Annotated in this window: 30 protein-coding genes and 1 other RNA gene; 6 read left to right on the top strand and 25 right to left on the bottom strand. The window is 38.1% G+C overall.

What is annotated here, in order from left to right; all coding sequences use genetic code 11:
* Positions 1 to 16: 16 nt before the first annotated feature.
* Positions 17 to 253 (bottom strand): indolepyruvate ferredoxin oxidoreductase subunit alpha, encoded by a 237-nt coding sequence (locus tag KC820_RS03415; RefSeq protein ID WP_212368094.1) that lies wholly within the window; start codon positions 251 to 253, stop codon positions 17 to 19.
* Positions 254 to 480: 227 nt separating this feature from the next.
* Between KC820_RS03415 and KC820_RS03420 the strand changes: the two genes are divergently transcribed.
* Positions 481 to 1,668 (top strand): M14 family metallopeptidase, encoded by a 1,188-nt coding sequence (locus tag KC820_RS03420; RefSeq protein WP_212368097.1) that lies wholly within the window; start codon positions 481 to 483, stop codon positions 1,666 to 1,668.
* Between the two features lie 356 nt (positions 1,669 to 2,024).
* Here the strand turns inward: KC820_RS03420 and KC820_RS03425 are convergent, their stop codons facing one another.
* From KC820_RS03425 to KC820_RS03475, 11 genes are all read right to left on the bottom strand, one after another.
* Positions 2,025 to 2,225 carry a DUF6501 family protein gene (locus tag KC820_RS03425; RefSeq protein WP_212368100.1) on the bottom strand — a complete coding sequence of 67 codons (201 nt, stop codon included), beginning with the start codon at positions 2,223 to 2,225 and terminating at the stop codon, positions 2,025 to 2,027.
* A 48-nt stretch (positions 2,226 to 2,273) separates the two neighbouring features.
* On the bottom strand, positions 2,274 to 3,224 hold the full coding sequence (msrA, locus tag KC820_RS03430; protein ID WP_212368103.1) for a peptide-methionine (S)-S-oxide reductase MsrA: 951 nt from the start codon (positions 3,222 to 3,224) through the stop codon (positions 2,274 to 2,276).
* Between the two features lie 21 nt (positions 3,225 to 3,245).
* Positions 3,246 to 3,689 (bottom strand): VrrA/YqfQ family protein, encoded by a 444-nt coding sequence (gene vrrA / locus KC820_RS03435; protein ID WP_212368106.1) that lies wholly within the window; start codon positions 3,687 to 3,689, stop codon positions 3,246 to 3,248.
* Between the two features lie 68 nt (positions 3,690 to 3,757).
* A complete protein-coding gene (locus tag KC820_RS03440; protein WP_212368109.1) occupies positions 3,758 to 4,423 on the bottom strand; it encodes a uracil-DNA glycosylase in 666 nt (221 codons plus the stop codon).
* Positions 4,424 to 4,499: 76 nt separating this feature from the next.
* Positions 4,500 to 4,748, bottom strand: coding sequence for a DUF2584 family protein (locus tag KC820_RS03445; RefSeq protein WP_212368112.1), 249 nt, complete (start codon positions 4,746 to 4,748; stop codon positions 4,500 to 4,502).
* A 147-nt stretch (positions 4,749 to 4,895) separates the two neighbouring features.
* Positions 4,896 to 5,120, bottom strand: a complete 225-nt coding sequence (locus tag KC820_RS03450; RefSeq protein ID WP_212368114.1) for a YozE family protein — start codon at positions 5,118 to 5,120, stop codon at positions 4,896 to 4,898.
* A 15-nt stretch (positions 5,121 to 5,135) separates the two neighbouring features.
* A complete protein-coding gene (gene tatC / locus KC820_RS03455; protein WP_144087276.1) occupies positions 5,136 to 5,894 on the bottom strand; it encodes a twin-arginine translocase subunit TatC in 759 nt (252 codons plus the stop codon).
* A 106-nt stretch (positions 5,895 to 6,000) separates the two neighbouring features.
* A complete protein-coding gene (gene tatA / locus KC820_RS03460; protein ID WP_212368116.1) occupies positions 6,001 to 6,204 on the bottom strand; it encodes a twin-arginine translocase TatA/TatE family subunit in 204 nt (67 codons plus the stop codon).
* A gap of 37 nt (positions 6,205 to 6,241) precedes the next feature.
* Positions 6,242 to 6,406 (bottom strand): twin-arginine translocase TatA/TatE family subunit, encoded by a 165-nt coding sequence (gene tatA, locus KC820_RS03465; protein ID WP_144087278.1) that lies wholly within the window; start codon positions 6,404 to 6,406, stop codon positions 6,242 to 6,244.
* A 100-nt stretch (positions 6,407 to 6,506) separates the two neighbouring features.
* Positions 6,507 to 6,986: a dihydrofolate reductase gene (locus tag KC820_RS03470; RefSeq protein WP_212368118.1), complete on the bottom strand. Its 480-nt coding sequence runs from the start codon at positions 6,984 to 6,986 to the stop codon at positions 6,507 to 6,509.
* Between the two features lie 14 nt (positions 6,987 to 7,000).
* Complete coding sequence (locus KC820_RS03475) at positions 7,001 to 7,957, bottom strand: thymidylate synthase (protein WP_212368120.1); 957 nt, start codon at positions 7,955 to 7,957, stop codon at positions 7,001 to 7,003.
* A gap of 213 nt (positions 7,958 to 8,170) precedes the next feature.
* Between KC820_RS03475 and KC820_RS03480 the strand changes: the two genes are divergently transcribed.
* The 3 genes from KC820_RS03480 (at position 8,171) to KC820_RS03490 (ending at position 10,530) form a co-directional block, all read left to right on the top strand.
* Positions 8,171 to 9,175, top strand: coding sequence for a C40 family peptidase (locus tag KC820_RS03480; protein WP_212368122.1), 1,005 nt, complete (start codon positions 8,171 to 8,173; stop codon positions 9,173 to 9,175).
* A 298-nt stretch (positions 9,176 to 9,473) separates the two neighbouring features.
* The gene (locus KC820_RS03485; RefSeq protein ID WP_212368124.1) at positions 9,474 to 9,674 is read left to right on the top strand and encodes a cold-shock protein; all 201 of its coding nucleotides are present in this window, start codon (positions 9,474 to 9,476) and stop codon (positions 9,672 to 9,674) included.
* A gap of 175 nt (positions 9,675 to 9,849) precedes the next feature.
* Entirely contained in the window at positions 9,850 to 10,530 is a 681-nt protein-coding gene (locus KC820_RS03490; RefSeq protein WP_212368126.1) for a queuosine precursor transporter, read from the top strand.
* Between the two features lie 61 nt (positions 10,531 to 10,591).
* Here the strand turns inward: KC820_RS03490 and KC820_RS03495 are convergent, their stop codons facing one another.
* The 12 genes from KC820_RS03495 to KC820_RS03545 form a co-directional block, all read right to left on the bottom strand.
* Positions 10,592 to 11,422: a sulfurtransferase gene (locus KC820_RS03495; protein ID WP_212368129.1), complete on the bottom strand. Its 831-nt coding sequence runs from the start codon at positions 11,420 to 11,422 to the stop codon at positions 10,592 to 10,594.
* Positions 11,422 to 11,943 (bottom strand): isoprenylcysteine carboxyl methyltransferase family protein, encoded by a 522-nt coding sequence (locus KC820_RS03500; RefSeq protein ID WP_212368132.1) that lies wholly within the window; start codon positions 11,941 to 11,943, stop codon positions 11,422 to 11,424. Before KC820_RS03500 ends, KC820_RS03495 begins: the two co-directional genes overlap by 1 nt.
* Entirely contained in the window at positions 11,940 to 13,004 is a 1,065-nt protein-coding gene (locus tag KC820_RS03505; protein ID WP_212368135.1) for a type III polyketide synthase, read from the bottom strand. Before KC820_RS03505 ends, KC820_RS03500 begins: the two co-directional genes overlap by 4 nt.
* A 31-nt stretch (positions 13,005 to 13,035) precedes the next feature.
* Positions 13,036 to 14,538: a carboxypeptidase M32 gene (locus KC820_RS03510; RefSeq protein WP_212368137.1), complete on the bottom strand. Its 1,503-nt coding sequence runs from the start codon at positions 14,536 to 14,538 to the stop codon at positions 13,036 to 13,038.
* A gap of 18 nt (positions 14,539 to 14,556) precedes the next feature.
* Positions 14,557 to 15,693, bottom strand: coding sequence for a THUMP domain-containing class I SAM-dependent RNA methyltransferase (locus KC820_RS03515; RefSeq protein ID WP_236782499.1), 1,137 nt, complete (start codon positions 15,691 to 15,693; stop codon positions 14,557 to 14,559).
* 59 nt (positions 15,694 to 15,752) lie between these two features.
* Positions 15,753 to 16,139: RNase P RNA component class B (rnpB, locus tag KC820_RS03520), an RNA gene on the bottom strand.
* An 86-nt stretch (positions 16,140 to 16,225) separates the two neighbouring features.
* Positions 16,226 to 16,516 carry a cell division regulator GpsB gene (gene gpsB / locus KC820_RS03525; protein WP_212368139.1) on the bottom strand — a complete coding sequence of 97 codons (291 nt, stop codon included), beginning with the start codon at positions 16,514 to 16,516 and terminating at the stop codon, positions 16,226 to 16,228.
* Positions 16,517 to 16,529: 13 nt separating this feature from the next.
* Positions 16,530 to 17,072 carry an SLOG family protein gene (locus tag KC820_RS03530; RefSeq protein ID WP_236782500.1) on the bottom strand — a complete coding sequence of 181 codons (543 nt, stop codon included), beginning with the start codon at positions 17,070 to 17,072 and terminating at the stop codon, positions 16,530 to 16,532.
* Between the two features lie 64 nt (positions 17,073 to 17,136).
* Complete coding sequence (cdd, locus tag KC820_RS03535) at positions 17,137 to 17,550, bottom strand: cytidine deaminase (RefSeq protein WP_212368144.1); 414 nt, start codon at positions 17,548 to 17,550, stop codon at positions 17,137 to 17,139.
* Positions 17,551 to 17,594: 44 nt separating this feature from the next.
* Positions 17,595 to 17,948 carry a DUF1798 family protein gene (locus tag KC820_RS03540; protein ID WP_212368146.1) on the bottom strand — a complete coding sequence of 118 codons (354 nt, stop codon included), beginning with the start codon at positions 17,946 to 17,948 and terminating at the stop codon, positions 17,595 to 17,597.
* Between the two features lie 60 nt (positions 17,949 to 18,008).
* Positions 18,009 to 18,137, bottom strand: coding sequence for a hypothetical protein (locus KC820_RS13375; protein WP_272874443.1), 129 nt, complete (start codon positions 18,135 to 18,137; stop codon positions 18,009 to 18,011).
* A 108-nt stretch (positions 18,138 to 18,245) separates the two neighbouring features.
* On the bottom strand, positions 18,246 to 19,208 hold the full coding sequence (locus KC820_RS03545) for a DUF2515 family protein (RefSeq protein WP_212368148.1): 963 nt from the start codon (positions 19,206 to 19,208) through the stop codon (positions 18,246 to 18,248).
* Positions 19,209 to 19,432: 224 nt separating this feature from the next.
* Between KC820_RS03545 and recU the strand changes: the two genes are divergently transcribed.
* The gene (gene recU / locus KC820_RS03550) at positions 19,433 to 20,038 is read left to right on the top strand and encodes a Holliday junction resolvase RecU (RefSeq protein WP_212368151.1); all 606 of its coding nucleotides are present in this window, start codon (positions 19,433 to 19,435) and stop codon (positions 20,036 to 20,038) included.
* 2 nt (positions 20,039 to 20,040) lie between these two features.
* A complete protein-coding gene (locus tag KC820_RS03555; protein WP_212368154.1) occupies positions 20,041 to 22,728 on the top strand; it encodes a transglycosylase domain-containing protein in 2,688 nt (895 codons plus the stop codon).
* On the opposite strand, the gene KC820_RS03560 is transcribed toward KC820_RS03555, so the two are convergent.
* Complete coding sequence (locus tag KC820_RS03560; RefSeq protein WP_212368156.1) at positions 22,729 to 22,932, bottom strand: hypothetical protein; 204 nt, start codon at positions 22,930 to 22,932, stop codon at positions 22,729 to 22,731.
* Positions 22,933 to 22,999: the final 67 nt, after the last annotated feature.

Below are 22,999 nucleotides of genomic sequence, written 5' to 3' on the forward strand. Positions count from 1 at the left end.
TTGTTTCGATGGCTTACTACTCTTGGAAGAACCTTCTGTTTAGCTCGATGTATTCAGTTTCTTCCTCAGGTACTTCATCCTCATGATAAATGGCTTCAACTGGACAAACAGCTTCGCAAGCGCCACAGTCGATACAAATATCCGGATCTATATAGAACATGTCCTTACCTTCTTCGATACAGTCAACAGGACATACTTCGACACATTCACCCGCTCTTTCATCTTTACACGGTGATGTAATGACAAATGCCACAATAATTCCTCCTTATTCATATATATCTTTATCCTACCACTATTTTAAACAACCACCAAACAGAAATAAACCCTCTCCATGAAAATTATATGTACTTTTCGTTAAAGTTGCAACAGTCCTCCATCGGTCGCATATTCTATATCAGTTCATTGGGCTTTTTTATAGGTTGGCTTATTATTTACCCGTTCAATCACCCAAGGATTGATCATACATTTGGAGGGATATTTTTGGAAATTATTGTTCAACCTGAAATGACGTTTTATCGTCTTTCACAAGCGTTTGGTATTTCAGTGGATTTACTAGTGAAATCCAATCGTTTTTTAGAACCTGATCGGTTGATTCCGGGTCAAGTTGTGAAAATACCTGGTTATGAAGCAACTACTCATGTGATTCAATCAGGGGATACGCTTTACCGAATAGGTATAGAGTACGATGTACCCCTTGAGCAGTTATTGATTAGTAACCAGGTTGATCCGATGAGACTTGCAATCGGTCAAACAGTACGCATTCCCGAATTATCAGAACAACGAATTACAGATGTGCACACATCATATACATCTGACCGTGTTGAAGATGAATTGATGTTGCTAATCTCACGTTATCCTTTTATGGAACTTCGAACAATTGGCGAATCTGTTTTAGGAAAGCCAATTTATGAGCTGCAAATCGGAACAGGAAATAAACTTGTTCATATCAATGGGTCCTTTCATGCCAATGAGTCGATTACAACAAATGTACTTATGGCATTCATAGAAGATTATGCTTATTCAATGGTTAATCAAGAACCACTTCGGGGTATTGATATGAATGCATTTTTTAGAGATGTGCGACTTTCAATTGTTCCATTAGTCAATCCGGATGGTGTCGATTTAGTAAATGGACAATTACCGAGCGATCAAGAAATTCGTGATCAAGTAATTGAAATAAATAACGGAAGCAACGATTTCCGTTCATGGAAGGCCAATATTAGAGGAGTTGATTTGAACAATCAATACCCGGCAGGTTGGATGATTGAGCAACAACGAAAGCCTAAATCTCCTCAACCACGAAATTTTCCCGGCTATGGTCCATTAACTGAACCAGAAGCATTAGCTTTATATAATCTCGCGCTTGAAGAACAATTTGATCGAGTGCTGGCGCTTCATACTCAAGGCGAAGTGATTTTTTGGGGATATGAAGGTTTTGAGCCACCTGAAGCGGAACAGATTGTATTAGAGTATCAACGAGTTAGTTCGTACACACCGATTCGATATGTTGATAGCCATGCAGGCTATAAAGATTGGTTTATTCAAGATTTTCAAAGACCAGGTTACACCATTGAATTAGGTAAAGGTGTCAATCCTCTACCCATCAGTCAATTTGATAATATTTATGAGGATGTATTAGGGATTTTCTTGGCTAATTATTATATATAATCATTAGTCTCTGTTAAGATTTAGTGTTGATTTTCGAATGATGTACACTGAGTTGTTGAATTGTGAGAAGCGAAGGTGGCGAGTCCTGCGGGAACAGCACGAGTCTCGAGACCCCGCAGGAAGTGCCTTTCTTCCGAGGAGGCTCGATCCGTGCCCGCGGTATAGAAGACACTGCGAAGAATCGCAGATGTCGCCTTATGCCCTGTGGGTAAAAGCTTCCACCGGTAGCGGATCACAATATCAACAACGGATTTTAACAAAGCCAATCATAAAAAAAGAGAGTACACCTCCCTGTTGTTCATTCACAAAGAATGACTACAGTAGTTTGTGTAACTCTCTTTTTTATGCTGAACAGTTTATTCTTCAAAATAGTTTTTGTAGAATCCGCCCATTTTACCTGTATCATCGATCACAAAATAAAATTCTTCCGTTTCATTTTTGACTTGATACGTCTTTCCTACAGTAAGACATTCAGTAACGGTAAACTTTTCCGCGTCTGTATTAACACATGTAATTTCTTTTAGTGTTTGATGATCATTCCATGTTTTGTGAATCATCGTCTTTTCTACCTCTTTTCAATCAAACGTTTGATTAGATTTTAGAGCTTAGTTAAATAACTGTTTATACCTTCCATATCCTTCTTTTTCTAAATCTTCTTTTGGAATAAATCGTAATGCTGCAGAATTAATGCAGTATCGCATTCCGCCTTCTTCCTGAGGTCCGTCATTAAACACATGACCAAGGTGTGAGTCAGCATGTCCACTTCGCACTTCCACTCTGCGCATACCAAATGAAGTATCTAACTCTTCATTCAATGGCGCGATCGGTTTAGTAAAGCTTGGCCAACCACAATTAGCATCATACTTATCTGTTGAAGAAAATAGTGGTTCGCCACTTACGATATCTACATAAATTCCATCTTCTTCATGATCCCAAAATTCGTTTTTATAAGGTGGTTCTGTACCGTCTTCTTGTGTTACAGTATATTGCATTTCATTCAGACGGTTACGAAGCTCTTCCTTATCTTTGTTTTTCCAGTTGGACTCGATGAATTGCTTTCTTCCTGACCCTTTTTTATAAAGTTGATAATGAAATGAATTTTTCTTGTAATAATCTTGATGTTCTTCTTCAGCTTCGTAAAATGTTTCTGCTGGACGAATTTCAACGACGATTGGTTGGTCGAATTTATTGCTCTCTTCGATTTTTTGTTTTGATTGCTCGGCTAATTGCCTTTGTTCATCATCATGATAAAAAATAGCAGGTTTGTAAGACTCTCCTCGATCTGCAAACTGACCTTCTGCATCAGTTGGATCAATTTGTTGCCAGTAAATCTCCAACAACTCATCGTAAGGAAAAATGTTTGGATTGTATGTGATTTGAACGGCTTCTAGGTGTCCAGTCGTTTCCGAAGAGACTTCTTGATAAGTTGGGTTCTCGACAGATCCACCTGTGTAACCAGAAACGATTTTTTCTATTCCAGGTCTCCGATCAAATGGTTCGACCATACACCAGAAGCATCCTCCTGCAAATGTTGCTTTTTTAAATTGTTGTTCCATAATTGACTCCTTTCTGAATAGCTAAATATATAGTTTAGGTCCTGGAATTCCGTCAATCTCTTTTTTAGGTTCGTTTATATTTGGTTGTTTTTGTTGTGGCTGTTCATCAGATTCAGCTGATTGAATAACATCTTCATCTTGATTCTCTTCAGCTTCAGAATCTTCTAATTCATCATCTAACTCTTCCGTTAACATGATCTTAGCCATATCAATTAACATCGGTGCGTTTTTAATTAGTGGTGCATATTGTTTCCAAATAGGCAGAACCTGCTGAACAATTTGTAAACCTTTATGAACTTTTGTAATTGAATTTACAAGACTACCTGTTTGCGCATACGGGCCTATGTTTTGAGCCATTGCGTATGGTGGTGCTTCCTGTGTCTTAATAGGCAAGTAATTGAGCGCTTGTTGCAAAAATGGCGGTTTCTGTGCCGGCGGCTGTTGATAAAAACCAAAAGGATACATAAAGAAAACCTCCTCATAAACTACTACTTATAGTCTACGAATGGGACAGCTATCACGTATGGGCGATTTTATGATAATCGCCAATCAATTGGATTTTTATTCTTCTCAATTAAGTATTGATTCGTTTTAGAGAACGGTTTGCTTCCAAAGAAACCTCTATATGCGGATAAAGGACTTGGATGTGCAGAATGGATTACAAGATGTTTGAATGGATTAATGGTTTGTCCTTTTTTTAATGCATGTTTTCCCCAAAGAATAAAAACAACATTTTCTTTATGCATACTAATTTCCTCGATAACATGGTCTGTAAACTGTTCCCAACCTAAATGTCGGTGTGAGAACGCCTCTCCATTTCTTACGGTTAGAACCGAATTCAGCAAGAGAACGCCTTGATTTGCCCAACTCGTTAAGTCACCGTGAGTTGGTTCTGCAATTTGCATGTCGTCACTCAATTCTTTAAAAATGTTTCGTAATGATGGTGGGATCGGTTGTCCTTTTGCTACAGAGAAACTTAATCCGTTTGCTTGATTAACACCGTGGTAAGGATCTTGCCCGATGATGACCACTTTTGTTTGTTCAAACGATGTTTCATTGAATGCTCGGAATAAATCCTCTTTCGCTGGGAAAACGGATTCTTTCTCATAGGCATGCTGTACTTCTTGTATTAATTGTTGGAAATACGACTTGTTAAACTCATGAGCTAAGTGCTCATTCCAATCGGTGGTGATGTGCATACTATTTCCCCTTATTATTTCCTGGGAAACCGCAGGAAACTCATACTTTCGACATGATTATGAAAGGATTCTGTCATTAATTGACGCTATACAATGAAATTAATTGATATTGGCAAATGGTCAGTCCTTTAGAAAAGGATAATTTGACAACTTTTGCAGTGCCAATCTGGTCTGAATCAATAGAACGTTGAATATCAATCGGCTCTTCCATTGGAAATATTTGATATCCATCAAAGGTTATTTCAAATAAGTCGTTTTCTTCAGAGATTCGTTGTTCTTGACCACCTGTAATGATTTTCCATTGCATGACAAACTGATTGGACATCCCTTCACCTCTTCTCTATTCCTTACTATTATCCTAGACGATAGTCGGGTGGTGTTTCAAGATATTTGTCAGACGCATTTGTAATTGTTTCTAAATGAAAAGCTGCACTCAGCTAGTCAAAACTCATGACTTGAGTACAGCTTTTAGTTAGTTAACCTCATAATTTAAGTATTCCGACCACATTTCATCGAAAACGGATAGTGCTTCCGGAAAAGGGCTATTGAATTCAAGATAATCTGTCAGCTCTGCGTAACTGGTTGTTTGCTTTGGAAAATCATGTTCGTGAAACATCCAGTCAGCCAGTAGTTTTTGATGATCATGTCGATTCCGGATCCCTCGATAGCCCATGGCAAAATGATAGAAACTTCTCAATTAAACTCACCTACGTTATTCATCAGTATCTGTATAAAGTGCTTTCAAATGTTTCATTCTTCTTCGATAAACGATACCGGACATGAATATCGCAATCTCATATAACAAAATTAGCGGCCCAGCAACAAGTAACTGTAACACGAAATCTGGGGGAGATAACATTGCCCCTAGAATAACAAGAATTAAATAAGCATACTTCCTTGTCTTTTTCATTACTTGTGGATCTAAAATACCTAAACTCGTCAAAAACATAGCGATTAAAGGTACTTCAAAGAAGAGTGCAAAAGGAATAGTTGTTTGCATAATGAATTTAAAGTAGTTTTTAGCTGTGTACATCTCTTGTACGACGCCTTCACTTAAATCCAAAAGAAAATGCAAGATTAGATCTTTAATAAAAAAGAACCCAAAAGCTAGACCTAATACGAATAACAGGAACATTGCCGGAATATACATCAAGCTCACTTTTCGTTCCTTTTTCGTCAAGCCTGGACTTATGAACAACCATAATTGCAATCCAAAAAAAGGCAAGGTGATCATCAGTCCTGCCATCGTAGCAATCATAATGTAGACCCATATAATTTCAAATGGGCTCAAAATTGTGAGCTGAAAGGGTACATCACCTTCAACATAAAAATAGATATCTTTTGCGAAATAGAATCCGAGACCAAAAAAAACAATGAATACACCTAGAGAAATGAATAATCTTTTTCTCAATTCCCCTAGATGACTTGTCCAATGCATATCATCTGGAATAGTTTGTGTGTTTTTTGCCATATCTTTCACCCTTCTAACGACAAAGCTTACAATTTCGAACGAATCAAATTAAGTATTACGAACAAAAGAAGATGTAAGGGGTTCCTTACACCTTCCAGTTCCCAACTTATAGTTGATCTTTTTGATTTGCATCTTTTTGATCTTTTGATGAAGAGTCATCATTCACTAAATCATTTGTTGCTTTTTTGAATTCCTTCAACGTACTACCGAACGCTTTACCAATCTCCGGAAGCTTCGAAGGTCCAAATACCAATAAAGCAACAATTAGAATTAAAATCAAGCCAGGAATACCAATTCCTCCAAGTGACATAGCCTTCACCTCGCGATGATAAATTAGTTTATTTTAATTAACGATGATGGTCCTTTTCATCTTCTTTTTCATTTTTTGTGGAATTTTTGAATTCCTTCAATGTTTGTCCAAATGCTTTACCTAACTCAGGCAGCTTTTTGGGACCAAACAATACAAGTAGAATCAATACAATTAATATCAATCCTGGAATCCCTATATGCACGGCTTACACCTGCCATTTCTTAATCTGTTACCTTCTTATTTTCACCGATTTGGGGAAATATTGCAAACATAAGCTTCATTTTTTACAAAATATTCATGGTTTATTTTCGTTCGTATACATAAAAATCATGTTCGTGTTTATTTTTTTCATCAACAATACCTTTTTGCTTGGACACTTCCTCCCAGTAATTCCAATTGACTTTTGGGAAATAGCTATCTCCTTCAAATGTTTCATGGATGATTGTGACATACATTCGGCCAACAAAGTCAATTGCCTTCTCGAATAGCTGTGCTCCACCAATGATTATGATTTCATCATGATCATTAAATCGTTCAAGCTCGTCCCATGAATGAATGATGGTACATCCTTCTTGTTGGTAGTTTTCATCCCTTGTCATAATAATATTCTCTCTATTCGGTAAGGGTCTACCAATGGACTCAAACGTCTTTCGTCCCATTACGATTGGTTTGCCAGTAGTCATTTTTTTGAAATATTTTAGATCGTTCGGTAGATGCCATGGCATACCATTTCGATAGCCAATGACCTGATTTTCATCAAATGCAACCATTAATGAATACATATTGTAATCACTCCTTAAACAGCGACAGGTGCTTTAATTGGTGGGTGTGGTTGATAATCCTTAATTTGAATATCCTCTACATCAAAATCGAAAATACGTTGTTTATCTTGATTTAAAGCCAACGTTGGTCCCGCTTTTGGCGTACGGGAAAGCAGCGTTTTCACTTGTTCGAAATGGTTATGGTAAATATGAGCATCTCCAATCGTGTGAATAAATTCACCGACCTCAAGGTTACATTCATGCGCGACAAGGTGAGTCAATAACGCGTAACTTGCAATATTAAATGGGATGCCAAGGAAAACATCGCCACTTCTTTGGTAGAGCTGACAAGAGAGTTTTCCTTCATCTACATAGAACTGAAATAATGTATGACAAGGCGGTAAAGCCATTGATGGCACATCGATTGGATTCCATGCAGAAACAATTAACCTTCTTGATTGAGGGTTCTGTTTAATTTGTTCAATCACTTGCTTTAGTTGATCGACTGTTTCATCCGCCGGTCCACGCCAGTCTCGCCACTGTTTTCCATATACGTCTCCTAGCTCACCAAAGCGACGAGCAAATGCATCATCCGTTAAAATGTTTTCTTTGAAGATTGCTAACTGTTCTTCATACTGTTTTTTAAACTCGTCGTCCTTCTGTGACCGGATACCGAAATCCGTCATGTCTGGTCCGTCATATTCATCACTTTCCACCCAGGACTTAAACGCCCATTCGTTCCATATGTTGTTGTTATGTTCCAATAAATATCGAATATTTGTATCACCTTTAATAAACCAAAGCAATTCACTGACAATTAACCGAAGAGGCACCTTCTTCGTTGTCAATAATGGAAAGTTTTCTTTTAGATCAAAGCGCATTTGATAACCGAAGATCGACCTAGTACCTGTTTTTGTTCGATCATCTCGATCAGAGCCATTTTCCATTACTTGCTTGCATAAATTTAAATAAGCTTGCTCATTTTTATTCAACGCAAATGCCTCCCTATCTGTTTCTTATTCATATTGTACCTAACATTGCACATAGATGGTAGAGAAAATGCGGATATGTTTATGAATTTTAATATGACAATCATATAACAAATGAGTAATATTTGAATAATTATTCTAGCCCATTCATAAAAGTTTTAATATCAAAGTGCAAAGGGTGATGAAAAGATGTTACGCAAAAAAAGAGGAAGACCAATGTTGTTGGGAACCGTTGCTGGAAGTTTGGCCATTAGTTCACCCCTCATCCTTCATGTGCCCGTTGACGCTCAAACGAAAGAACAGTTATCAGAGCTAAAACAATTGAAGTATGGAGACCATGAACAAGCGGTTGTTGAATTGCAACGAAAATTAAAAGTACTTAGACATTATCAAGGCGAGTTTACACCGAACTATAATATTTTGACTGAGCATGCTGTGAAGAGCTTTCAATTAGAACACTCTCTTGAGGTTAGCGGTGAGGTAAATGATGAAACCATTCTTGCCCTGGAAGATGAAATGGATCAACATCATCACGAATCTATTCGGCGCCATGCTGAAAAAATAACATATGGTGAACAGTCTAATCGGGTTAAAAACGTTCAACGCGCACTGAAATACTTTGGTTATTACGAATTTACCATTGATGGAATCGCAGGTGTAAAAACAAGAGAAGCGTTGGTGATCTATGGAAGCATCGAAGGCTTTGATTTAGCACTGGATACAATGCGTACGCCTGAACCGACTGTCCAGCAAGTAGAATCTCCCAATAGGTCGACCAACAGGCAGCAAGTGACACAACTGAGTTCTTCACCAAAGAAGAAAGAACAATCCGGTACGAAAATGAAGACAACGCAAAAACAAGCTAGCCATGCATCAGTCATGGCAACAGCTCAAGCTTATATTGGAACACCTTATGTATGGGGTGGTGAAACTCCTACAGGATTTGATTGTAGTGGATTTTTACAATATGTATATAAACAGCACGGGGTCTCACTGCCAAGAACAGTAAGTGCTATTTGGAATTCGTCGCAATCCGTCGCTCAACCGAGCATTGGTGATTTAGTGTTTTTTGAAACATACCGATCAGGACCTTCACACGCAGGTATTTATCTTGGTAACGGGAAGTTCATTCATGCAGGTGCCTCATCGGGGGTAACGATTAGTCAGTTAGAAAATAACTATTGGAAATCACGGTACCTCGGTGCTAAATCGGTTCGTTAGCAAAAGAAGGGATCACCAGTTCATTTTATGAATTGGATGATCCTTTTTTGTGCATACTACTCTTGCTTACTTCTTTTTCTGCGTTGATTAATGGCTATAATGTTATTGCTTGACGCTAAACTGACTATTCAGTATACTGAAAGTGCAATAAAGATGTGAAGGATTCAGGCTTTTCTGGCAAAAAATTGATGGATTTCGGATGGTGATTCATTAATCTTGCGAACGAACGAATCACTTTACATGATTATTGTGAATATCACACACCATCAGGTGAAAGTTTTTAGGAGGATTTATTTAAATGGAAAACGGCGTAGTAAAATGGTTTAATGCTGAAAAAGGTTATGGATTCATTCAAGTTGAAGGTGGAGATGATGTATTCGTACACTACTCTGCAATTCAAGAAGAAGGTTTCAAAACATTGGATGAAGGTCAAGAAGTTGAATTTGAAATTGTGGAAGGCGACCGCGGACCACAAGCTGCTAACGTAACTAAAAAATAATAGACAAAAAATATATACTGGCCAAGCCTATTTTAGGTTTGGCCAGTTTTCTTTTTGCGTAAAATATAAAATTTGAATTAGCTATTGTTAATTTATCAAATTTTTATTATGCTTAAAGTTGTCTGTTAACGCAGTTCGCAAAATCCTGCGTAATCAAAACTAAGGAGTGGTTTGAATGTCAAATGAATTATTATGGTTAATTTTTGCATTGATCAACTTTGTGATGGTCATATTTATCTATCGTATTTTTGGTAAAAACGGTTTGATAGTATGGATTGGTATGTCAACTGTACTCGCAAATATGCAAGTGTTAAAAACGGTTGAATTATTTGGAGTTACTGCGACATTAGGGAATATCCTTTATGGGACGATCTTTCTCGCAACAGACATCATTAACGAAAAATACGGTAAAGCTGAAGCACGGAAAGCAGTATGGTTAGGTTTTTATACATTGGTTACGATGACCATTGTTATGCAATTTGCCTTGCTATTTCAACCACATGAATCAGATGTTGCCCATGAAGCACTTTCTGATATTTTCAATCTTGTTCCACAAGTGGCGGTCGGCAGTTTGCTGGCATATATCGTCAGTCAAAACATTGATGTCGTTATCTTTGCGAAGCTGAAGGAAAAATTTGCAGGAACGAAATTTTTATGGGTGCGTAATAACTTAAGTACAATGATCAGTCAGTTGATTGATACGACAATCTTCTCGGTTATTGCATTTTGGCACTTTCTTACGACGGATATCAGTGTGTGGCTCTCAATCTTCATCTCAACTTATGTCATTAAATTTCTTGTATCAGCGCTGGACACGCCGTTTATGTATTTGGCTAAAAAAACCCATAAACAATAATGAAAAAAGGATGCTACAAGTCAGTTTGACGGGTAGTCATCCTTTTTTATATTGATTAATCTTATACTTCTCTATCGACTGGATTTTCATCGTTAGAAATCCAGTCACTGAAACTTCCTGGATAAAGCTTTACATTTGTATAACCCGCTTGCTGTAAGGCTAAGACGTTTGGTGTTGCTGTTACACCAGAACCACAGTAAACGATGACTTCTTTATTTCGGTCAATCCGTTGGAAATGTTTTTCAATATCCGGCTGGCTTTTTAATTGACCTTCTTCAAAAAGTTGTGACCAATCATAATTCAGAGCGCCTGGAATATGCCCTGCTTTATGATCAATTGGTTCAACTTTTCCTTTATATCTTTCCGCGTTTCGTGAATCAATTAAAATCACATCTTCATTTGTTAACTTCTGCTTCACTTCATTTTGATCGGCCATCAACTTTTCGTTCACTTGAAATTCTCCGTATTCAACAGGTGTTTTTTCAACCGTACCTTTTTCAGTAGGAAAATCACGATGCTTCCATGCCGGGAAACCCCCATTTAATATGAAAATGCTTGAATGACCCATTGCCATTAGCATCCAATACATTCGAGAAGCAAATGCATGGTTATCATCATAAATAATGACTTCGGTATTCCTGTCAATTCCTCGATCGCCTAGTTTTCGAGCAAATGCTTTCCACTCTGGAAGTGGGTGTCTGCCTCCGACTCGATGCTCATGTACTGGATCACTGAGGTCACTATCTAAATTGAAATAAATTGCACCGGGTATATGAGCTGCACGATAATCTGATTCTCCTTTAGATGGGTCTTGTAAGTCGAAGCGGCAGTCTACAAACTGGACGGTTGAGTCTTTCCATTTTTGATAAGCCTCATCAACTGAAATAAACATTACCATCCTCCCCTTCCCTTGTTATATTTTTCTAAAGCTTTATTTTCCATTGGAATTCGCTTGGACATTAGTCCTATGTGTAAGATTGGGAATATAATGGCTGACCAATAAGCATGAAATAATAAAGAAATGACGATAAATTCAAAGAACACGATCCAATAATTTGGATGTTTCACTACTCGAAATAGTCCTTTATTGACGAGTTTTGCCCCTGGAAGTACAATGACTTTCGTATTCCAGTAGCGTCCCATTGTTTGCAGTAGCCAAAAACGTAAAAGCTGAAGTAAGACAAAACTTATAAACCATACGACAGATAAAGGGGCTTGCAATTGATGGTTGTAATATGCTTCAATAAGCAACGCCAGGAAGAACAGCGTGTGTACCCATACGATCAGTTTATAATAAGGATCTTGTATCTCTATCGCACCTTGTGCTTTCTGATATTTTTCATTCGACTTGGCGAGTCGTAACTCAAGAAGTCGTTGTAGGATGAGATAAAACCAGATTCCGAGATAAATCATTTTATACGCTCCAATAAAAGCATTTCAGATGAGAACCCCGGTCCTAATGCGGTCACTAGGTGCTTACCTTCTTTTTTGGACGTTTCTTCATTCAAAAATGCTTCCAATACAAAAAGGACGGTTGCTGAAGACATATTTCCGTATTGCTGTAGAATGGTTGAAGAAAGTAGAACATTTTGATGTTCATATAGCAGTTCTTCAATATTTTTAAGTATTTTTTTACCGCCCGGATGAGCGATCATCTGATTGATATCCCTTAATTCAACGCTGTTACCAGAAAGAAAATCATCTAAGTGGTCTTTCCAAAATGTATTCACAAGTTCGGGTATTTCACGGGAAAAGATGACGTGAAACCCATCATCCTTTACATCCCATCCCATAAGATCCATAGAGTTTTTCTTTATTCTCGAACTGGAGGCGGTCAATTGAAACTGTAAGCTGCCTTCAATAGAAGGGTGATTCGCTCCCAACAGTAATACAGCTCCCGCTCCATCTGAAAATATAGCTGCACCGACAATATCTTTAGGTGTTAAGTCATCTGGATGAAAAGCGACACTCGCCAATTCGGTAGCAACTAATAAAACGGATTTAGTTGGGTGTGCTTTTAAGTAATCGTAAGCACGAGACAACCCACTGGCGCCACCTGCGCAACCTAGACCAAATAAAGGCATGCGTGTAATCCGGTCGTTCAAATCTAACCGGTTGATAAGTTCTGCATCTAACGTTGGTGTTAATATGCCTGTACTATTGACGGTTATGATGGCATCAATATCAGATAACTGTAATTGTGTTTGGTTGTTCATACATTTGCTAACGGCTTCATAAGCAAGTTGAACTCCGTGTTCTTCATATAGTTTGTTCCGTTCTTCAAACGATCTTCGTTGCTGAAAAAAAGAAGGATGAACAACAAAGTGGCGTTTACTGATATCCGCTTGGTCGAACACATTTAAAAATCGACGTAATCGCCGATCTGATACAAAGGAACTGATGAATTCTTTTGCATCCTCTTGCGTTAATTGCTGTTCGGGAACAGCTGTACCAATCGAATGAATCATAGCCATATTGGTGTTCCTCCTTCATTTCATGACTGATTTAAGAAAGAGAAATTCCATAGATATCTGAATACTTGTTTGTTAAGTATTTGACAAGATATTGATGGTTTAACCCTTCTCCTGTTACGTCTTTCAGTAAATCGAGAGGTTCTTTCATGCTGCCATGCTGGTGAATATGCTTATTTAACCATTCTTTAATCTTTTTAAGTTCGTTTTGTTCGATTGCTTGCTCTATATTGATTTCTTTTTCAAGTGTATGTTTAAACTGAGCTCCATAGATATAGCCCAATGCATAAGAAGGAAAGTAGCCAAAGTCTCCACCAGCCCAATGAATGTCCTGTAATACGCCTTCGCGGTCTGTGGATGGCTCTATTCCTAAGTAATCTTTCATTTTGTCGTTCCAAATGCCTGGTAAATCTTTTACGTTTAAATCACCATTTAATAATCCTTTTTCAATTTCATATCGAAGCATGATATGTAATGCATAAGTCATTTCATCTGCTTCAATCCGAATAAACGACGGTTTCACTTCATTGATTGATCGATAGAATTCATTCGGTGCAAGGTTTTTAAACGATTCAGGCGCATAGGTTAAAAATGTTGAGTAATTGGTATTCCAAAATGCTTTACTTCTTCCAATAAAGTTTTCCCAAAATAATGATTGTGATTCATGTATTCCCATTGAAGTTGCTGAGCAAACCGGTAATCCATAGAGTTTAGGATCGAACCCCTGCTCATATAAAGCGTGTCCACCTTCATGAATGGTTCCGAATACAGCTGTCCGAAAATCCTTCTCATCATAATTTGTTGTCACCCGAACGTCTTGAGGATTGATTCCAATCGCAAAAGGGTGAACAGTTTCATCCAATCGTCCTGCTTCGAAATCATACCCCATTTGATCGAGTACATGTAAGGCAAATGCCTCTTGCTTTTCTTTCGGGAACTGAACGGTAATTTGATCGATCTGTGGTTTGAAAGATGAAGCTTTCACTTGTTCGATTAAACGGGATAAATCCTTTTGTAGCTTCGGAAACACACCATCTAACGTATCGACAGTCATGCCTGGTTCATAATGTTTTAAATGTGCATTATAAATATGACCTTCATAACCCCAATAATCCGCAAACCGAATATTATAATCGACGATTTTTTCTAAATAAGGCTGAAACATAGAATAGTCGTCTTTTTCCTTAGCTTCCTGCCAAACCGATTCGGATTCAGAAGTGAACTGAACAAACGCTTTGAATTCTTCGACAGGTATTTTATGATGAAAATCATATTCACGTTGGACTAATTCAATCGAGCGTCGGATATACGGATTTTCAGAAAGGCGTAGTTCATCAATGAATTCTTTCATTCGATCGGACGTCTGTAATTGATGAAGCCTTTCTGACAAATAAGATAATGTTTCGGAACGTTGTTTAATGCCTTTTCTAGGTGCTTTTGTCCGAAGATCCCAAGCGATTAAATTACTAGCTTCCCTGTAATGTGAGATCTTCTTAAATTCATCCAAAAATGATTGTTCTTTTTTTGTAAGTTTCACTGTTTAAGCACCTGCTCCCTACTTTGGTTTCCGTCCAAAATATTGATAATAGTCCGTTCGAATAAATCCATTAAATAGCTTTCTCTTCTTCGTAGCTTTTTTGCCGTATAACTGTTCAAAGTTTTCGTTAGACGTTAATAGATAAACACTCCAGGTCGGATGATTATCCATAATGCTCCCTATGGATTGATACATCTTCTCTACTTCTTTCTTTTCACCAATCCGATCACCGTATGGCGGATTTCCGATCAGGTAACCACCTTCAGTTCTAGGTTTAAAATCTTCTACCCGCATTTGCTTAAATTGAATAAGGTCTCCTAGTCCAGCTTCCAATGCATTTTGCTCAGAGATTTGAATGGCTTTCGGATCTAAATCACTGCCTTGAATGTCTAATGGTTGATCATAATTGGCTAAGTCCTCAGCCTCTTCAAGCGCGCGCTCCCAAATATCTTGTGGGAGTGTATTCCATTCTTCAGCCGCAAAGCTTCGATTGAATCCAGGGGCGATATTTTGACCAATTAAAGCGGCTTCAATTGGTATCGTTCCAGATCCGGCGAATGGGTCGACAAATGTCCGGTCTGGTCGCCAATTCGTCAATTGGATTAAAGCGGCTGCCAATGTTTCTTTAAGAGGTGCCTCCACTTGGTCAATTCGGTATCCTCTTTTATGCAATCCGGCTCCAGAGGCATCCAGCGATAAAGTGACTTGGTCCTTCAATATGGAAACTTCCACTTTGTACCGGGGTCCTGTTTCAGGTAACGCGGTAAAGATCTTTTTTCGTTCTTGAATTTTTTTCACAATTGCTTTTTTAACGATTCGTTGACTATCCGGTACCGAATAGAGTTTAGATTTATGAGATTTACCTACGACATGAATAAAGCCTTCTTCTTCAATCCATTCATGCCATGGCAGCTCAAATGTCAGGTCAAATAGTTCTTCAAACGAAAAAGCGGAAAATTGCCCTATCATAATTTTAATACGATCTGCGGTTCGCAACCAAATGTTCGTTCGGGCGATTCCTGCTAAATCGGATTCAAATATGACACGGCCATTTTCCGTTTGAATGTTTTCGTATCCGAGTTGTTTGATTTCTTCTTTGACAAGACCTTCGAGCCCCATTGCTGCTGTAGCAATCAATGTTACATTGTCTTTCAAAAGTATTCATTCCCTTCGAGGGCTCCAACTCTATGTATAAAAAAATTGACCGATAAATGCTACATAAGCCATGTTCTGTTCCTTTGTACTGCAAACGGTGGTCAGCCTCGTACTCCGGTGTAACCATCTATCTGCAGACTTGAATCACAAGTCTGCCTCTATGCTAGGTTGAATTCCCTGCAATAGAGCGCCCCTACCTTATTTTGGGTTTCTCACTCGAGGGGTTTACCGCGTTCCACCTTGATTGTTTCCAATCAAGCTCGTCTCTGTGGCACTTTAAAGGGTTATGGACCATATCCGTTCAGGACGTAGGTCGAAACCCTGCCGTCAGCGATTACTCGCTGCCTTGACTTATTGTTTCGTCAAGCACGAACACTACAAGCATCTCAGCTTGTGTGAGCATGGACTTTCCTCTCGTAAACATATACGAGCGGTTACTTGAGCATTTATCGAATTTAGTTTAGTTCATTCATTATATCATAGAAAGAAGGGCCAATATAAGTAATTTGCTGGAAATTTATTTTTGTTAGCCTTAGTATTTTTTTCCAAACACAGCTTTTTCAAGGTTCGACAAACGTTGTAGCACATCAGCATTCACTTGGGAGCGTGGCATTGAACCAGTTGGTGCGTTTGTTGAGCTCGCTTGTGTCAGTCGGCTTACTTCTTCTTTCAGACGCGTAATTTCTTTTTGGAACTGTTCATAATCTTGAATGACAACATCTAAGAACTCGTCCACTTCATCTTGGTTGTAGCCTCGCATCGTTGTTTTAAATTCTTTATCCAGTATTTCCTGTGATGTTAAATTAATTCCTCTCATTTCCATTCACCTCCACGATCTATAACTCATTCATCTCTCTAGCAACATCTTCTAATGTAAAAGAAGAAATAACATCCATTTCATACATATGATTTTGTTGGTATGTTCTTGCCAAATCCTCGAAATATTTCGGTGAACCCCCGTATTCCTCTTCATAAACGAGGATACAACCGTCTGTTTTTTCGATAAACCATTTATCTTTGATGACATATTGCCGAGGGTGCTCGTATGGTTTGTTTATTAAAGGTTGATAAAAATCAGCTTGCTTAATCATTTGATAATATTTTTCCTGAACGCGCTCTTTCCATACTTTCTCTTGTTCCATAAACGGAGGAACAATAGCTGTATGAATGGTATATGTTTCTTTTAGTTCTTGAATGAGTTCAAATGCCCATGTTTCTACCCCTGGTTGTCCTGAAAGAAGCACCCACTCAACACCTTCATCCAAAAAGCGTAGAAGGGAGCGTTTTATAGCTTCTTTAATAACGAGAATTTTCTCATCTTTGTCATTTCGGATATTCAATTCGTATGGTTTATATCCTGTTATGGTAATTGCATTCATCGTCATAATATCAGTATAACAAAAAAAGAGCTAGATTTCTCTAGCTCTTCTGACATAATTTAATCTATTTTTCACCTTGACCCGATCTCAGGTCTGCTGTAGTGAACGAATAAGGCAATAATTTTTCAATCGTCGTTTCTTCAATCTCTCCAGTTCGACTAGCCATATAGATTGGCGTATCAGGTGAAAAGAATTCAGCCATCACTTGTCTACATGAGCCACACGGCGAAACAGGTCGGTCGGTATTGGCAATAACAGCAAGTTGGTCAAAATCTTTATCCCCTTCTGAAACAGCTTTGAAAATAGCTACTCGCTCTGCACAACAGCTAACTGGATAAGCAGCATTCTCAATATTGCAGCCTTGATATACTTTACCGCTTTTCATTAAAATGGCTGCACCAACTGGAAACTTCGAATAAGGTACATAAGCTTTGTCTAACATCTCTTTTGCCAAATTCATTAATTCTTCTCGTTTCATTTACGTTTCCCCTTTTTCTATTATATAAAAATTATACCTCATCATTATTGAGCCTCAAATTGATCTAATACCAGTTCGAAATTATATAGAACCGAATGATATAGTTCCATGAACCTCTTTCTTCTGACGTCATGAAAATAACTATGTAAAATCATAATTTCGAGGTTATCTTTTGTATTTGTAATTTGATTTGGAAAAATAGGAAGTTTGTGAACGAGTTCATGCGCATCTGTCTCCCACTTTTCAATTTGTTCAAATAGCGGATAAGTTTCTTTTTTAACGATAGCAAAGTCGTCATAGTCTTTACGATTAAACTTTCTACCTTCCGAATATTGATGAAGTAAGTTCTCGAGTAAATTTTCTTTTAAATCTTTTGTAAACGCGATAAATTCTTCCATGATCTCACCTACCAGTGATGATAATGTATCATGAAAAAGCCTATCGCGCCAATCATTCATTTATTTTTTGACTTGTGCTTTTGAAAAGAAACGATTTTCTAAAATCGTTAACTCTCTTTCCAATCGTCCTAATGATTTTAATAGTAATTCCTTTCGAACGTGATCTTCTTTAATGATTTGTTTTTTCATAATTGGCGTCCTCCTTTGTATTCGCTTAGCTATACGATTACACGCCATCATAAGAAACTCCTTCAAGCGTGACAAAACTAGAAAGATACCGACAAAGAATCTCTTGAACTACTTTTTCTCAGCAAAGGAATCTTTCGCCTTTTCGATTGTATTCGTCAAATTCGCCAATGCAGATCGCTTTGTATAAAATTGTTCACCGATTGTTTTGATCTCTTTTAATGGAGCATCCTTAAACCATCTCTTTTTAACTTTTTTCCGGTCGTACCAATCCGTCCGTCTTTCCACTAATTGATGTTTTGTATTAGCGAAAGATTGATCTAACGTTGGCGTCTCAATATGCTTTTCGTTTAAAAATTGCTCATATTCCATTCTGCTCCCTGTTACCTCTATTCGATCTGCAAAAGATTTGAATAAAGGGTAATGATTCGGATCGAATAATATGGATGCTATTTTCTTTCCGAATTGGATGCGCTTTGTCACTTGCTTAAAGCGCGGAACAAAATCGCCGTACAGGTCGCCTTTTAACGTAGGTAATAGCACGGCATTCATATGAAAAATCGATTGAAGATGATATGGAATGCGACGGAACACTTTCTTTTGAAATGGATCATTCTCAATAATCGGGTGCTGGATTAAGTTTTGTTCATTAATGATTTGGGCATATAATAGATGATTCAGGTCTTTATTCTTATAAAATTTATACCACATCTTTTCCATGAAAGCCGAAACGTGAAAGTGTTTCAATAGAAAAAACATCGGTCTTTTTTGTTCTACGGATAGCTGGTAGATGAGTAATTGAGGGTAAGCATCCTGAAAAATATACCAGTTCGCACTTTCATAGGTTAAATAAAGAGATTTCAATTCTTGTTTTGACAAAAGGTTTTGGTATGTTTCTGTTGATAAGTCCGTCATATTCCAGCCTGCATTCCGGGAGACAAAGCTCGCCAAAAATGCCCATTGTATATCCGGGTAACGCTCGTAAAAGGCCAAGTAAGCTTTTGTTCTAGATACATTATCGATATTATGTTTTTCTGTTTGCTCCTTTATATAGTGAATCCATAGCTGAACCATGTATCTCTTCCTTCATGTGTTTTTTATACAGTATGTACAAAGGAGCCTGAACAAAAACATTGGATTTGATATATTACAATGGTCGCATTAGGAAGCTACTCTATTGTTTGGTAAAATGGATAGAAAACACACGTTTGATAGAATAAGATTTAACGATATTGTTAAATGACAGCAAACATACTTCTGATACAATGAAGTAAGGCTTTCATGAAAGGAAGGTAACGATGAATTATCCAAATGGAAAAAAAGCCACCAAACCAACGGCAATCAATCGCTCGAAAAACGTATTGAATACATACGGGAATCGCGGGATGACCCTCGAAAATGAAATTGTCGAAACGAATAAGTTTTATTTAGATACAAATATTGCTGTCATTCATAAAAAACCAACACCTATTCAAGTCGTACAAGTCGACTATCCGAAACGTAGTGCAGCAACCATTAAAGAAGCCTATTATCGTAGGCCTTCAACGACAGATTTCAATGGATTGTATAAAGGCAGATATGTTGACTTTGAAGCAAAAGAAACGAATAATAAGACGTCTTTGCCATTCTCTAATATTCATGAACACCAAGTAGAGCATATGCGACGAGTCGATCAACATGGGGGCATTTGTTTTTTCATTATCCGATTTAAACCTTTAAATGAAACTTTTCTGTTGCCAATACGTCCATTTATACGGGCTTGGGATACAGAATTTGATGGGAAACGTAAATCCCTTCCCTATAACTTTATAAAAGAAAACGGTTTTGAAATTCCTTTTAGATTACAAGCAAAGGTTGACTACATCAAAGTCATCGAGAAGGTATACATTAACGGAGGAGATTGATTATGAGTCAAGAAACAAAAAGTCGAAAGGCTAAGAAACAACAAAATAAAAAGAAGAAAAAATTTAGTTGGAAAAAATTATTCATCAGCTTATTGATTGTCGGTTTGCTAGGTACTGTGGTTGTTGTCGCGGTCGCAATCTCATTCATTAGCGATGCACCAAGCTTGGATGCGGAACAATTAGAAGATCCGCTCTCAACAACAATTGTTGATCGAAACGGTGAATTTGTAGCCGAATTGGGTGCCGAAAAACGACGTAAGATTACCTATGAAGATTTGTCGCCATTAATGGAAGACGCTGTCTTGGCTACTGAGGATGTACGATTTTGGGATCATAGTGGAATTGATTTTAGACGTACAGCAGCCGCAGTACTTGCGAACATTACCGATGGCTTCGGTTCACAAGGTGGAAGTACGATTACGCAACAAGTGGTCAAAAATGCCTTTTTAACGAAAGATAAAAAGATTAAACGGAAAGTTCAAGAGCAATACTTGGCGATTCAATTAGAAAAAGAATATTCAAAACAACAAATCTTGATGATGTACTTAAATAAAATCTATTATGGGAATGGGCTTTATGGTGTTGCGAAAGCTTCCGAAGCTTATTTCGGTAAAAAAGATTTGGGAGAATTGACGATTGCTGAAGCGGCATTACTCGCTGGGATTCCACAGCGCCCTTCTGCTTATGATCCAGTCAAGAATCCAGATTTAGCAGAAGAACGTCGGAACACAGTATTGAACTTAATGGTTCATCACGGAAAAATTACAGAAGCTCAAGCTGAAGAAGCAAAGCAAGTAAAAGTAGCTGACATGATTCAAGATGATTACGAAACAGAAATACCTTATGATTCATTCATCGAACAAGTCATACGTGAAACGGAAGATGAATTAGGTGACGATGTCGACATCTTCGCTTCTGGTCTAACCATTCATACGACTCTCGATCGATCAGCACAGGAGCAAGTCGAATACTTGTTAAGTGACGAGTCACCTGTCAGCTTCCCAGATGAGGAAATGGAAGCTGGAATTGCTGCAATTGATACGAAAACAGGTGAAATTCTTGCAATTGGTGGCGGACGAAATAAAAAGGATGGTATTGGTGCTGGGTTTAACTTTGCATTGAACTCAGAGCGTGCACCAGGTTCAGCCATCAAACCGATATTGGACTTTGGACCAGCTATCGAGCATTTAAAATGGTCTACGTATCATCAAATGAATGATGAACCCATATCTTTTCCTGATAAAAATGAACCAATTCGAAACGCAGGTAGAGGTTATCATGGCTGGATGACAATGCGTGAGGCATTGTACCAATCCTATAACACGACAGCTTACAAAGCGTTTGATGAAGTTGGTGCTGATAAAGCTTATGAGTTTGCTGAAGGCTTGGGTATGAAAATGCCAGAACACCTCGTCCCCGCTGATTCAATCGGTGGTGGCAAACTGGAAACGAATCCACTTGAAATGGCTGGAGCTTTTACAGCCTTTGGTAATGAAGGAATATACAATGAGCCTCACTCAGTCAAAAAAGTTGTTATGAGTGATGGAGAAGAAATTGAAATCAATCCAGAGTCTCGTGCAGCGATGTCTGATTACACAGCTTATATGATTACAGATATGTTAAAAGATGTACCTAGAATTGGTACTGGTTCGAGGTATATCAATGTGAATGTTCCTGTTGCAGCGAAAACAGGTACGACTAATGAAGACAAGGATTCGTGGTTGGTCGGTTATTCAACCAATTTCACGATATCCGTATGGAGTGGCTACGCTGAGGAACAAAAGTCAATTCCAGATAAATCAATATCGCAACGCTTATTCAGTCAATTGATGAACCACATGTCTGAAGACGTTGAAACAGCTGATTTTGCAAGACCAAACTCTGTCGTAGAAGTTGCGGTCGAAAAAGGTTCCCGCCCGGCAAAATTAGCAAGTGATTACACGCCATCTGATCAGATCGTTACAGAGTTGTTCGTTAAAGGTCATGAACCGACTGAAACGTCTGATACTTATGTTGAGATGGATCCCGTTTCTAACTTCCAAGCAGTTTATGAAGAAGAGGATCAACTCGTTAACTTGTTCTGGGAGCATCCATTACTCGGCGATTCTGATAGAGATATCGAAGTGGAATTCGAATTAAGTGTCTCTGTAGATGGAAGTGACATGCAATCTGTTACGACAACTTCTGAGACAGAATTCACATTCGATGAGATTGAACCAGGGTCTACCTATACCTTTGAACTCGTTGCTGTCGATGCCAACAATACTGAAAACCGAAGTGATTCTATCACTACCTCGGTAGAAATTCCTGAAGAAGAGGAAGAAGAACCTGAGGAAGAAGAGGAAGAATTAGAAGAAGATAACGAAGAAGAAAATGAAGGCAACAACGGTAATGGCGAGAATGGTAACGACGGTAATAACGACAATAATGGAAATGGTGACGATGACGGTAATAACAATGGAAACAATAATGATGGCGGCGGTAATTCTGGCAACAACTCAGGTGACCAAGATCAAGGAAACAATGAAGGTCAAGGTGATGGAGGAGAACAAGATGAAACTGGTGGAGATGGCTCCACGGGAAGTGGTTCTGGTGATGGAAATTCCGCTAATGATGAAGGATCAGATGATACATCAGACTCTTCTTCATCAACCAATAAACCTTCGGATAATCAAGATAACGCCGCATAATTAGATATAAAAAAGACATTGAGATTTCGTTCTCAATGTCTTTTTTTGTAAATTTATTTTCGGGCTACTCCCTGAGTGTATGTCTTTAAGGTTACTATGCATTTCTTCAACATTAATTGGCAAAGCTTCAACATTCTTTTTCTTTCCTTCAACGTTCATTAGCTGAGCTTCAACATTATCTTTCAATTCTTCAACATTAATCAATCGTTCTTCAACATTAATCTAGAGATCTTCAAACTATGTAAAGCCAGCTTTTCAAAAGAAGCTGGCG

Origin of the sequence: Allobacillus saliphilus, assembly GCF_018138385.1 — a bacterium.
Taxonomy (GTDB): domain Bacteria; phylum Bacillota; class Bacilli; order Bacillales; family Alkalibacillaceae; genus Allobacillus; species Allobacillus saliphilus.